The following is a 13,259-nucleotide window of genomic DNA, read 5'->3' as shown; positions in this document are numbered from 1 at the left end:
ATGTCAGATCTATTAAGTTACGCGCGTGAAGATGTAGATCACGTTTCAAGCGAAATCGGAAGTCCGGAGTGGATAGTCGAGAAGCGGACAAAAGCATGGAAAGCTTTTGAAAATCTTCCAATGCCCACTATACGGGATGAAATGTGGAAATATACGGACTTTTCTTCGATAAATTTCAAAGGAACAAAACCTCTGTCTGAACCAAATTTCGGTTTGGTTGAGAAATTCGAAGATTTCCCGAAAGAAGCAATATCGTTGCTTTCAGATGAAGCCGTTCATCTTGAAAAAAATGGAGGAATGTGTAAACCGGGATTGCTGATACAGCATGATTCCCTGACCACATTCAGGGATATGGACGCCGAGCTGTCCGAAAAGGGAGTAATATTTTGCGGTATGGGAGAAGCAGTCACAAAATACCCTGACCTTCTTCAAGAACATTTTATGGAGAAATTAGTTCCCATTGGTGATGGCAAGTTTTCTTCTTTGAACGCTGCTCTATGGAGCGGCGGAGTGTTCCTGTACGTGCCGGAAAATGTAGAAATAAAAATGCCGTTCAAGACGTATAATTTGATGACGGACGGCGGAAGGGCAATATTTCAGCGCTCTTTGATAATACTTGAAAGAGGAGCCTCGGCTACGTATATCGAACAGGGCAGATCGGAAGACTACGCTACGGATTCGTTCAATTCATCTGTTGCCGAAGTAGTGGTAAAAGAGGGAGCTTCTCTCAACTATATAACTCTTCAAAAATGGGGTAATAATGTCGTGGACGTTTCTACCCGAAGGGCGATAGTCAAGAGGGATGCTACTATGAATTGGGTTGTCGGTACCCTGGGAGGAAAAGTGACAAAATCCTTTTATGACACTCTTCTTTCCGAGCAGGGAGCATCTACCACAACGAAAGGTTTTTTTGTAAGCAGCGGAACACAGCACCATGATTTTTGGGGACTGCTTAGCCACGAAGCGCCGCATACTACAGGGAATTTACTTTATAAGGGAGTACTTACAGATAGTTCTCGTTCTGTATTCCGAGGTCTGATAAAAATAGCTGAAGAAGCTCAACACACGGATTCTTATCTGACGAATAATAATATCTTGTTGAGCGATAATGCAAGAGCGGATTCGGTTCCAACGCTCGAAATAAACGCCAATGATGTGAAAGCAAGCCATGGAGCTACAACAGGGCATCTTGATGAAGATGAATTATTCTATCTTATGAGCCGGGGGATGACAAGAGGTGAGGCGGAGAAACTTATCATACACGGCTATTTTGAGCCGGTGTTGAATTCTGTTGATTCTGAAATTCTCAGGGAACATCTTAAGGCTGCTATTGATAGTAAATTGGGAGTATAAATGGGTCGTGAGAAAGTCGGGGGGACAAGTGATATACCGAATGGAACCACACTCTCCTGCTCTCTGAACGGGAAAAAGATAGCGATTTGCAATGTGGACGGCGAATTTTACGCGATTGAAGATGTTTGCACTCATGACGGCGCTCCACTTGATCAGGGAACTCTTCAGGGAAAAATAATCACCTGTCCGCGCCATGGAGCGAATTTTGATGTCACGACAGGGGAGGCGCTTAGTATGCCGGCAGTGGTTCCCGTGAAAACATTTCCGTTAGAAATAGAAAGCGATGTGATCTACGTTATTACCGATGAGGACTAAGAAGTGAGTAGTTTTGACGTAGAAGCCATCCGCAATGATTTTCCTATTCTCTCCCGGAAAATCCATAATAATAAGACGTTGGTCTATTTAGACAACGCAGCCACCACGCAAAAACCTTCCTCTGTTGTTGAACTGATGAATGAGTATATGTATAAACATAATGGTAATGTGCATCGCGGAATACATCAGCTGAGTGAAAAGTCCACAGAAGCGTTTGAGAATGCACGAATAAAAATAGCTGAATTTTTCAATGCTCCTCAATCTGAAGAAATAATATTTACGAGTGGAACTACGGAATCAATAAATCTTGTCGCCCATTCGTGGGGCAGAAAATTTTTGACTAAGGGAGATGTAGTAGTATTATCGGAAATGGAGCATCATAGTAACCTGGTGCCGTGGCAATTACTCTCAAAAGATATCGGCGTCGAACTAAAGTTCATTGCTTTAAATGAAGACAGTTCTCTAAATCTCGACAGTCTTCGAGAATTATTGAAATCAGAAAACGTAAAGATCGTGGCAGTGTCCTACGCTTCAAATGTCCTTGGAAATGTGAATCCGGTAAAAGAAATCGTTGAAATTGCTCATTCGGCGGGAATTCCCGTTCTCCTTGACGGAGCACAGGCGGCGCCACATTTCAAGGTAGATCTAACAGAATTGGATTGTGATTTTTTTGCCTGCTCGGCTCATAAAATGTTGGGTCCCACCGGTGTTGGAATTCTATTCGGGAAAATGGAGCTGTTGACTGAAATGAATCCGTTTCTTGGCGGGGGAGAGATGATATTGGAAGTTGGGTTGACCGAATCTACCTACAAGGAACCCCCTTTAAAATTTGAGGCGGGAACTCCCAACTACATCGAAGCGATTGGATTCGGCGCGGCTGTGGATTATCTCACTGATTTAGGAATGGACGCAATTCATGAGCATGAAGTTAAATTGGCGAAATACGCTCTTGCGGAACTTGAGAAAATAGGTGGAGTTGAGATCTACGGCCCTTCTGAGGGACGTTCGGGGATTATTTCTTTCAATGTGGAGGGCGCTCATTCGCATGATGTAGCGCAAATATTGGACGGCGAGGGAATCGCAGTCAGGGCGGGACATCACTGCGCGCAGCCTCTGATGAAATGGCTGAAAGTTAGTTCGACCAGCCGGGCGAGTTTCTATTTTTACAACACTGAATCAGAAGTTGATGCATTGGTTTCGGCGATACAAAAGGTTAAAGATATTTTCAAATGAGTTTAGATGATTTATATAGAGAAGTAATTCTCGATCATTATAAAAATCCGAAAAATCGGGGAGAACTTGAATCACCCGACCTGGAATTTGACGGTCACAATCCATTATGTGGAGATACGGTTACCTTGCATCTTCAGTTTGATGGCGAGAAAATTACGGATGTGAAGTTTCAAGGGGATGGCTGTTCAATCAGTCAAGCCTCAATATCCATGATGACTCAACAAATTAAAGGTTTAAACCCTGATGAAATTATAAAATTGGCTGAAAATTTTCGTTCAATGATGAAAGGGGAAGAAATATCAGATTTTGACATGGGCGAATTGGAAGTGTTACAGGGAGTCAAACAGTTCCCTGCGCGTATAAAATGTGCTCTCCTTGGATGGGACACTCTCAAGCAGGCATTGGGTCAGATAAAAAGCTAAATTCTTCTCAGAATATTAAGAATAAATTTTATATTCGATTGTGAAAATTCTTGCATTGTGTTTATATGAGTCATAAATTCAGCCGATTTTGAAAATGTTTAGTTAGAAACGATAGTGTTCTTGAAAGGGAATGGAGAAATATTATGACATATATTATTGCTGAACCGTGTATCGATGAAAAGGACGCAGCGTGCGTTGATTCGTGTCCTGTCGATTGCATTCATCCAACAAAGGATGAATCGGAATTTGAAAGCGCAACTCAGCTGTACATCGATCCTGATGAATGTATTGATTGCGGAGCTTGCGTAGATCCTTGTCCCGTTGACGCAATATTTGATGAAGCAGATCTGCCGGCTGAATGGGAAAACTTCATTCAGACTAACGCAGACTATTTCGCCTAATATAAGAAACAGCTACCAACAGGGTGTCTCTTCCCCATACGAATTTTCTCGGGGGTATATCTGTAGAGAAATGTATTCCTCGAAATTAATAATTAACTTAGGCGATTTCTGATTGGAATCTATACAAGTTTTCGGCAAATCGACATGCAAGACCACCCAAAAAGTAGTTGACTGGTTAAATTCACATAAATTTGATATAGAATACGTAGATATAATTTCATCTCCGCCTTCGAAAAATTTTCTCGATTCTAACGTTGACTCTAATAACATAAAACCGTTTCTTAATTCCCGAAGTAAGATTTATAGGGAAAACAATATGAGTTCTAAATTACCGGGCAAAAATGAGGCTATCAAGATGATGCTGAAAGATCCGAATTTGATTAAAAGACCTGTGATTGTTACATCGTCGGGTAATATGTTCGGATTTGATGAGGATTTCTTAAAGAGCCTGTAAAAGCGGATAAATATCAAATGATTTATAAAAACGTAATGGAAATAAAAGAATCCATAAAAGATATTGTGGATTTAGGAGATGATCTTACTCCGAAAGTGTTAGATGAAAGCAAATTGAAATCCGGTATATTGAGCAATCTTATCGAAACGGCGGTATTTCACGAGGAAGCTTCCTCTAAAGATGTATGCCAGGTGTTGATTCGGTCAATTGCCAAAGATTTAGGCGCATATCCCGCTTCAATTCAGGATTTGTACGAAGCAATGGGACGTGGAGAAGTAAGCGGTTTTACCGTACCTGCCATAAATGTTCGTGGGATGAGCTTTGATGTGGCTTCATCAATATTCAAAGCTGCAATGAATTTGAATGTCGGACCGTTTCTATTCGAGATAGCGCGCTCGGAAATTGGATATACCGATCAACGTCCGTCAGAATTTTCGGCTTCCATTTGCGCGGCGGCTGTCGCCACCGGATATAAGGGACCGGTATTGATTCAAGGCGACCATTTCCAGGTCAAGGCGAGTGCGTACAATGAAGACCGTGAAGCGGAACTCAACGAAGTGAAAAAAATCATATTGGAAGCGATTGACGCGAATTTCTACAATATAGACATAGACACATCCACTCTCGTTGATTTAAGCCGTGACGGAATTGGAGAACAGCAGAGAGATAATTATGAAAATTGTGCTCTGCTTACAGAATTTATTAGAGAGCGTGAACCCTATAATGTTGTGGTTTCAGTTGGTGGAGAGATAGGGGAGGTGGGTAAAAAGAACAGCACGCCCGAGGAATTGGAAGCGTTTATGAATGGCTATAACGAATGCCTTACGGCGGGTCTTACAGGCATAAGCAAGATAAGCGTTCAGACCGGAACGTCGCACGGGGGAGTAGTTCTTCCTGATGGGAGCATCGCGGAAGTCAGTCTTGACCTTGACACGCTGGGAGTGCTATCGCAAACAGCCCGGGACAAATATGGGATGTGCGGGGCTGTTCAACATGGCGCTTCAACACTGCCCGATGACGTATTCAATAAATTTCCTGAGATAGGATGCGGCGAGATTCATCTGGCTACCGGATTCCAAAATCTGATTTACGATCATCCTGATTTTCCTGCCGACCTGCGTCAAGCAATCTATGCTCACTTAGCGGAAGCGAACGCAGATGAGCGGAAGGAAGATTGGACAGATGACCAATTTTATTATAGTACTCGGAAGAAAGGATTCGGACCATTTAAGAAAGAATTTTGGGGAATTGATTCCGGAGTGAAGGAAAGTATCCTGTCAGATTTACAGGATAAGTATGAATTTCTTTTTAAGAAACTTGGTGTTGAAAACACTCGCGAAAAAACGGATAAGTATTTCAAGCAGGTTTAGTAACACTTTCGTCAGTTAAGATAAAAAATAATTAGTGGTTTATTAAACGGTAAACCGTTCTAATTTAATAATAGCGGAGTCCATAGGAGGATGCTGTGAATCCTACCGATAACGTCCTGACCACATTTATATTCGTAGCTGTTCTCTTTGCATCAGTTAGCGCATTTTCGGTGTTTATGATAAGGAAGATTCAAATCCTCGTATCTGCCGGAAAGCAAAACAGATTCAGCGATGTTTTAAAAAGATTATCAGGCGTAATCAAGTTTTTCATCGGACAGGGCAGAATTTTGAATCCCAAATATATCGGTGCGGGAATTATGCACGCTGTGATTTTCTGGGGATTTATTTCAGTGGGAATTAATTCGGTTCACTTCATCGGCAGAGGATTTATTGATAACTGGAGTCTTCCGTTGTTCGGACCAAACGATTTTCTCGGGCATTTGTATCTGCCCTTCATTGATGTTTTTGAGGTTGGTGTATTGCTGATGGTAGTATGGGCAGCTGTAAGGCGGGTAATTATTAAACCGAAACGGATAACATTATCAGCGGATGCGGCGTTGATACTCTTCTTAATCGGCACGCTTATGCTTACAGATTTATTACTAAGGGGGACAGAGGGAACGATTGTTCAGACTTCTCCGTTGGGCGACAAATTATCTCTGTTTTTTGCCGGTATGGCTGCGGACAGCGTTAAAAACATCTTTCTGATTTCCTGGTGGCTTCATCTGGTCTCGTTAACGTTTTTCGTAGCCTATCTACCTGTTTCAAAGCATTTTCACGTGATTACATCGCTTTTTAATGTCTATTTCCGAACGCTTAATTACGGCGCTCTGCCTATGCTTGATATCGAAAACGCTGAAAACTATGGCGTATCAAAAATAGAACAATTCAGTTGGAAAGACCTGCTCGATATCTATACCTGTACCGAATGCGGGAGATGCCAGGATGCTTGCCCCGCATTCGCAACTGATAAACCCCTTTCTCCTAAGGTTGTGAATGAACAGATGAGAGAACATCTGAATGATAAGGCATCATACATAGGCAGTTCAGTTGAGGAAGAGTGGGACGGGCCAAGTCTTATTGGCGGCATCATAGCCGAAGAGACGATCTGGGCATGCACGATGTGCAAAGCGTGCGAGGAGTCGTGCCCGTTATTTATTGACTTCATTGACAGATTTGTCGGAATGAGACGACATTTGGTTCTCGAAAAGAGCAGCTTCCCCAGCGAACTTAATAACACTTTTAAAAATCTTGAGACTCACGGAAATCCATGGGGACTCGGCGCGTCAATGAGAGAAGAATGGGCAAGCGGTTTAGAAGTTCCACTGATGAGCGAAACAGAGGAAAAATTTGACGTTCTTTACTGGGTCGGATGCGCCGGCGCATTGGACGATGCGAATAAACCCGTTTCCCGGTCAATGGTTAAAATATTGAAAGAAGCAGGGATTAAATTCGCTATTCTCGGGAAAGAGGAAACTTGCACAGGCGACGCCGCTCGGCGATTAGGAAACGAGTATCTCTTCCAGCTGCTTGCTGCACAGAATATTGAGACATTCGAGAAATATGGTGTGAAAAAAATTATCACTCAGTGCCCGCACTGTTTCAATACATTTAAAAATGAATACCCTCAACTCGATGGTAATTATGAAGTTATCCATCACACGCAATTTATCGCGGAACTATTAAAAGAAGGAAAAATTAAGCCTAAAGAGGGAAAAGAGTTAGAACTCACATATCATGATTCTTGCTATATGGGAAGGCATAACGGGGTCTATGACAGTCCACGCGATATACTTAATTCCATTCCGGGAGTTAATCTCACAGAAATGCCCCGCTCGCGGGAAAACGGATTCTGCTGCGGAGCGGGCGGTGGGCGGATGTGGCTTGAGGAAACAATGCCGAAAGTAAATCAGAACCGTGTAGAAGAAGCGGCTTCTATTAATGCTGATACAGTGGCGACGGGATGCCCGTTCTGCAAGACGATGATTAGAGACGGCATCAACGAAACAAATAGATCGGAAGAGATGAAGACTCAAGATATAGCACAGTTAATAGCGGATTCCCTTTAGTATATTTTAGCGTAAAATATAATGGACCGCCGGAAATAAGGGAAAACCCGACGGTCCACTCTTCGCTGGAAGATTTTAAATCAGCTATTAAAGCATTTCAAATCTGAATGATACATAACCCGAATTTTCACCGGGGAGATCCGGATCGAGGTAGTAGCTGTCAATCTGTAATTTATAAACATCACCCTCAGCAGTTCGGATCAGATAAATCTCTCCATTACCTATTACAAGATGATCCGGCGCTCCGGTGTAATACAAAATCTGATCTCCAAGCGCCAATATTCGGAACAACATTTACGTCCAGTTTATATCCTTTATCATACCCGATTATTGATGCGTTAAGTCCGTAGCTGCCTGATGATAGATTGTCTATACGAAAGGTTCCGTCTTCTTTTGAAACTGCGCCCATTTTCGTTCCTACAAGAATAATATTTACAGATTGAAGAGGTTTTTGCGTCTCAACATCTAAGATTATTCCTTGAATAGCCCCGGAAGTGCCGGCCAGCAATGCACTGAAAGTCGTTATAAGTATGAAAACGAACATGAGTCCGATTAAAAAATGTTTCATTATATACTGCGTTCCCTTATTCTTACGTAATAAGGGACAAATAGCGTGCCAATAAGTTGGAACAGGAGTGTAAAATGTTAATAAACATATAGATAGCTTGGATTTAAATGATAGAGCAAGCCCGTAGTTCATTCAATATAATTTTCATTATGAAATTTCACGTTTCACAATGAAACAGCAAACAAATAAACATTATATTTCTTACTTGACATCGAATCTATTTGAAAATATCTTATACTCGGAGGGATTTTCATAATGGACCTGGTTCAGTCACTAAAAATAGCACTGCCGTTTTCATACGCGCTTACTTTTTACTTCTATATGAAGGATTTCAAAGGGATCCTCAAAGAGCAATCCTCTTTGCCCACATTTTCATTAATAGCCACAACGCTATTACATATTGTTTTTTTGGCAATGATATATTTCAGTACGGGCAATCTGCCTATAGGCAATCTTTTTGGAGCTCTGACAACTTTTGTTTTAATTGTATCGGTGGTTTATCTGTTTATTGAGTATGGAGTGAGGGATAGATCATTTGGAATATTCGTGTTACCTCTAAATCTATTCTTACAAATAATATCTTCTATTTTCATAGAAATAAGCGCTACTCAATCACCACTTCTTGAAGATCTGGTTTATGAAATACATGTAATAGCCGTGATCGTTTCGTTTGCAGCTTTATCGCTCAGCGCTATCGCTGCGATAATGCATTTGCTATTATCGGCTAAGATAAAAAAGCAGGAATTGGATATTGTATATCACAAACTTCCAACTCTACAATTCTTGCATCAGGTAATGGTTATTTCAATCTACTTTGGTTTCGTTTTACTCGCCGGCGGCGTTTCGCTTGGGTTTTTCAACGCATCTCAAGTTCCGGAAGCAGGCATTTCATACTTAGACCCTAAAATACTTTCTGTCTTTGTTACGCTGCTTATTTACGGTTATTTCATACTGAGGAATATGCAAAAGAGATTAAGTATAAAATTGTCTGTTTATCTGTCGTTGGCCGGATTCCTCACAATTTTGTTCACATTTTTTGTAGTTAATATTCTAATGACAAACTTCCATTTATTTTAGACCGATTGGCTCAACGATGAAAATTTTAACAATCATTTGTAATACTGTTAGCCCCAAAGAAGCTCATTCCCCGGAAATTCAAAAAGTTATTTCAGCTGCGGACGAAATGATAAAGATTCAGCTGGATAGCTCACTATATCTGATAGCTGTATCTGCTGATGGTGATGAAAAACTTAAGAAAATCAGAGCTAAAGACTTTCAGGAATTGAATTGCAGATTTATCGGTCATGAAGAATCCATCCAACAAATATTCAGACTGAGCTGCGGTTTAGATTTAAAACCCCTCGGATCTGACAGGTGGTTCAAAAAATTTGAGAATGAAATTTTATCTGGTGGTGATGAAGCTAAAGCAGGACCGATATTATCAAGACTTTTCAGAGATGTGAAGTCAACCCTGAAACGAATCATAGCCTCTACCACTATAAGATCGGGAGTCGTTGACCGAATATCAGCGTCGGTAGATTTAGCAGAAAAAATATTTGGAGAATTACACGATAAAAAGGCTTTAGTCTATGGGACAGCTGATTTCAGAAATGAAGTAGTGGATACGCTAACCGATAGAGGAATTCAATCAGTTAGCAGTGTAAAGGAATTTGGTTGGCTGAGCGATGCTTTCAAAGAAACGGATATTTTCTTGATTGGAAAAAGCAGGGTGGCTATTGACGATATCAATAAAGACGATCTCATTGAATTCTTAAAATCAAAGTCTTCGCCATTTCTTATTTTAGATTTCGGGGAGAACCCAAAGTCATTTTCAGGACTGAGCAAATTTGGCGATCTGTATTACACACAAGCAAGTTCATTAGATCCGGTTATATCGAGAAATTTATCTGTTAGAAAAGATGCCGTTAGAGATGTGGAAAAAATAATTGAATTAGCGATTGACCGGTTTAAGATATGGACTGAATCGGATAAATGGGACGTCTCCAAAAGTATCGTAGCCCGTTCGCATTTGATGCAGGAAGTATTCAGTCTCATAGATCGTGTGGCTTCCTCAAACGCCACACTGCTTATCAGCGGAGAAACGGGCACCGGAAAAGAGCTTGTAGCAAAGGCCGTACACCGTTCGGGTCCGAGAGCGAACAAACCTTTTGTGGCCGTCAACTGTGGAGCGATACCGGAAAATTTATTGGAAAGTACACTTTTCGGATATGTCAAAGGCGCATTTACGGGAGCAGAGTCTGATAGATCAGGGATGTTTCAAGGCGCTGATGGAGGAGTATTATTCCTTGATGAAATCGCAGAGCTCCAGCTCTCATTACAGGTAAAGCTATTGCGAGTTCTTCAGGACCGAGAAATACAACCGGTAGGAAGCTATAAATCCGCATTAGTGGACGTTCGGGTTATCGCAGCCACCAATAAACATCTTTTTGAAAGGGTGGAACGAGGATTATTTCGGGAGGATTTATATTATCGCCTGAATGTTGTGGAAATCGCCGTTCCACCATTGAGAGAAAGACCTGAAGACATCCTTGCATTAGCGGAGCATTTTCTAAAAGAACAATCACGGCAAAACGGTGGGAGAATACTGACTCTTCATGAAAATACAGCTATATTGCTTAAGAATTACGGATGGCCGGGAAATGTTCGCGAGCTGCAAAATGTGATAGAGAGAGTTGCTATTCTCAGCACGTCGGCAGTTATTCTTCCGTCAGAACTTCCGAATTCTATTCTTAATCCTGCCAAAACAGATGTATCTGATAATAATGCCAATCAGCCTACATTGGAAGATGTAGAGCAGGACTACATAAAGGAAGTATTGCTGAAACACAATTTTAATTACTCCAAAGCGGCGGATACTCTTGGAATCGGGAGAACGACTCTCTGGCGAAAAATGAAGAAGTACGGAATGGATAACGAGGACAGAAGCAATAATAATTAAAATTCGGTCAGATCATCATATGGGAAATCCATTTTCTCTGCTGCCATTTATCCTGAAATAATTCGAACAGTCTGGCAGAAAAGTATACTCCCAATGAAAATCAGTATCATTATCGCTAATGAAGAATTTCCACTTTCTTTAAGGAATTCGAATGAGAATAAAATCCTTATCGGTTCACTGAAATCAATAATTTTAGACAAATATTGATTCGCTATTTCCCTGTTTTTTAATCAGCGGATAGAATCAATTTAAAAATGAAAAGCGTCTTTAAGAGACGCTTTTTTATTGCCCTGATTGTAGTATGCGATTTACCGCAGCAGCGTACGCAATCTTCCCAACTGCCTATTTTCTATGTTTTTTCTGACCATGGGGCTGTTTATACATTTTATACAGCTTCCGTTCCTCGGCTCTCTTGGCGCTTATATCGGAACGGTTTGACAATTGCTTCAACTCCTTTTTTATCTTATGATAACTGTCCAGGCGCCGCTGGGTCAATTTTCCTTCTATTATCGCCTCTTTTACCGCGCACGATGGCTCTTTACTGTGCTGGCAATTGGCATAGCGGCATTCTGCGGACAGTTCTTCAATGTCCGTGAAAGAAAGCGACAGCTCATTTTCATCCAACCAGAGCTGTATCTCTCGCATCCCCGGATTGTCTATAATCATTCCGCCATTGGAGAGTAAGAAGAGATCTCGAGACGAGGTCGTATGTCTTCCTTTGTCATCGCCTGCTCTGACTTCTTCGACTTTCTGCTTTTTTTCGCCCAAAAGCTCATTTATGAGCGTGGACTTGCCTACTCCGGATGAACCAAACATAATAGCGGTCTTCCCCTTTCCTATGTTCTCAAAAATGGAATCCACTCCGATATGTTCCAATGCGCTCATCGTCAACAGCGTGATACCTGACAGAGATTGATTCACCTTCTCTAAATAATTTTCAACATCCTCGACTAAATCCGCCTTATTTAGAATGATAATCGGCTCCGTGTTATTACTCTTCGCAATTGTGACGTACCGCTCTAATCTATTGATACTGAAATCGCTGTCGAATGAAGATACGATGAACATAATGTCTATATTAGCCGCAATGATCTGCCTGTCTGATTTCTTTCCGGTAACTTTCCGGCTGATGCTGTTAAAACGTGGCAGGATCGAACTGATTGTGCCTTTATCCTCCCCCGGCACAGGATCGTACACAACCCAATCCCCCACAACAGGCAGGACACCTGACAAATCTGAGTTTCGTAACATCCTTCCCGGCACTTTCAGATATATCTCTCCACCTTCAGCAATTACCCTATATTGGCTCTTCTGCCCGTTAATCACTCTTCCAACAGAAACCGACTTAATATCCAGCCGTTCATATTGTTCCTCAAAAAATTCGTTCCAGCCAATATCATTAAGCGTTATCATTTATTTTTTATACATTTATGATTTTTTGAACATTCTCAAGGAGGGATTAGGTCAAATTGCTTTCCAAAGCGGCTAATGCCTGAGCAAGAAATGCCGGCTCGGGAACAGACCCTGTTATGCCGGGCTTCTCATTGACTATGGTCATAGGAACGCCTCTTACACCGTATTTCATACTAAGCTGAGGGAATTCGGTCGCCTCAATCATATCCGCCGTAACAAGGTCGCTCTCCATTGCGAACTGATGCGCAAGCCGCACCGCGGCCGGGCAATGGGGTCATGTAGGGGTTACATAAACCTGCAAGTGCATTGGGTCTTTGAGAGCTTTTAACGAATCCTTTGTATCCTGAGAAAGCCCTGAATCACCTGAAGAAATCATATGAATGTCTTCCAAAAGACTGGAAAACTCGTATCCTGATGGGATTCCGTAATATCTGATACCGTAGTCATTATCCCCCATAATAACAGTGGCGGGGATTTTATCGATATTGAATTGCTTGACCTCTTTTTCGTCTGTTATAAAATTAAAAACTTCCAAGGATATTTTATCAGATAGGTCGGTTACCTCCTCAAGCAGACTCCGGGTTTCCGAGCAGTACATACACTCGATAGTCTGTGTAAAATTAATAATCTTTACGTTGTTTTTAAGGTCTTCAAATTTACTTCTGATAACATCCTTATCCGATTCGTTTAAAAAACCCATGA

General features: G+C 41.5%; 13 protein-coding genes. 10 read left to right on the top strand and 3 right to left on the bottom strand.

Annotation, left to right across the window (positions count from 1 at the left end):
* From sufD to IIB39_06135, 8 genes are all read left to right on the top strand, one after another.
* Nucleotides 1-1,353 carry a Fe-S cluster assembly protein SufD gene (gene sufD / locus IIB39_06170; GenBank protein ID MCH8928287.1) on the top strand — a complete coding sequence of 451 codons (1,353 nt, stop codon included), beginning with the start codon at nt 1-3 and terminating at the stop codon, nt 1,351-1,353.
* Complete coding sequence (locus IIB39_06165; GenBank protein MCH8928286.1) at nt 1,354-1,668, top strand: non-heme iron oxygenase ferredoxin subunit; 315 nt, start codon at nt 1,354-1,356, stop codon at nt 1,666-1,668. It abuts the gene before it with no gap.
* 3 nt (nt 1,669-1,671) lie between these two features.
* Complete coding sequence (locus IIB39_06160; protein ID MCH8928285.1) at nt 1,672-2,901, top strand: cysteine desulfurase; 1,230 nt, start codon at nt 1,672-1,674, stop codon at nt 2,899-2,901.
* Nucleotides 2,898-3,323: an SUF system NifU family Fe-S cluster assembly protein gene (locus IIB39_06155; GenBank protein ID MCH8928284.1), complete on the top strand. Its 426-nt coding sequence runs from the start codon at nt 2,898-2,900 to the stop codon at nt 3,321-3,323. The genes IIB39_06160 and IIB39_06155 overlap by 4 nt, the downstream gene beginning before the upstream one ends.
* A gap of 143 nt (nt 3,324-3,466) precedes the next feature.
* Nucleotides 3,467-3,724 (top strand): ferredoxin family protein, encoded by a 258-nt coding sequence (locus tag IIB39_06150; GenBank protein ID MCH8928283.1) that lies wholly within the window; start codon nt 3,467-3,469, stop codon nt 3,722-3,724.
* Nucleotides 3,725-3,836: 112 nt separating this feature from the next.
* Nucleotides 3,837-4,178 (top strand): hypothetical protein, encoded by a 342-nt coding sequence (locus IIB39_06145; GenBank protein ID MCH8928282.1) that lies wholly within the window; start codon nt 3,837-3,839, stop codon nt 4,176-4,178.
* A 17-nt stretch (nt 4,179-4,195) separates the two neighbouring features.
* On the top strand, nt 4,196-5,548 hold the full coding sequence (locus tag IIB39_06140) for a class II fructose-bisphosphate aldolase (GenBank protein MCH8928281.1): 1,353 nt from the start codon (nt 4,196-4,198) through the stop codon (nt 5,546-5,548).
* 95 nt (nt 5,549-5,643) lie between these two features.
* Nucleotides 5,644-7,617, top strand: a complete 1,974-nt coding sequence (locus IIB39_06135) for a (Fe-S)-binding protein (GenBank protein MCH8928280.1) — start codon at nt 5,644-5,646, stop codon at nt 7,615-7,617.
* Between the two features lie 217 nt (nt 7,618-7,834).
* Here IIB39_06135 and IIB39_06130 read toward each other — a convergent pair whose 3' ends face one another.
* On the bottom strand, nt 7,835-8,185 hold the full coding sequence (locus tag IIB39_06130) for a carboxypeptidase-like regulatory domain-containing protein (protein MCH8928279.1): 351 nt from the start codon (nt 8,183-8,185) through the stop codon (nt 7,835-7,837).
* Between the two features lie 255 nt (nt 8,186-8,440).
* On the opposite strand from IIB39_06130, the gene ccsA reads away from it, so the two are divergent.
* Both ccsA and IIB39_06120 read left to right on the top strand, forming a co-directional pair.
* Complete coding sequence (gene ccsA / locus IIB39_06125) at nt 8,441-9,262, top strand: cytochrome c biogenesis protein CcsA (protein MCH8928278.1); 822 nt, start codon at nt 8,441-8,443, stop codon at nt 9,260-9,262.
* Nucleotides 9,263-9,278: 16 nt separating this feature from the next.
* The gene (locus IIB39_06120) at nt 9,279-11,144 is read left to right on the top strand and encodes a sigma 54-interacting transcriptional regulator (protein MCH8928277.1); all 1,866 of its coding nucleotides are present in this window, start codon (nt 9,279-9,281) and stop codon (nt 11,142-11,144) included.
* Between the two features lie 342 nt (nt 11,145-11,486).
* Here the strand turns inward: IIB39_06120 and rsgA are convergent, their stop codons facing one another.
* Both rsgA and IIB39_06110 read right to left on the bottom strand, forming a co-directional pair.
* Entirely contained in the window at nt 11,487-12,557 is a 1,071-nt protein-coding gene (gene rsgA, locus IIB39_06115; GenBank protein ID MCH8928276.1) for a ribosome small subunit-dependent GTPase A, read from the bottom strand.
* A 46-nt stretch (nt 12,558-12,603) separates the two neighbouring features.
* Nucleotides 12,604-13,257, bottom strand: coding sequence for a thioredoxin family protein (locus tag IIB39_06110; protein MCH8928275.1), 654 nt, complete (start codon nt 13,255-13,257; stop codon nt 12,604-12,606).
* Between the last annotated feature and the right edge of the window lie 2 nt (nt 13,258-13,259).

The organism is Candidatus Neomarinimicrobiota bacterium, from assembly GCA_022573815.1.
In the GTDB taxonomy this organism is placed as follows: Bacteria; Fidelibacterota; SORT01; order SORT01; family SORT01; genus JACZTG01.
The sequence above is the reverse complement of the archived record's forward strand: the minus strand, read 5'-3'. Positions and strand labels throughout refer to the sequence as shown.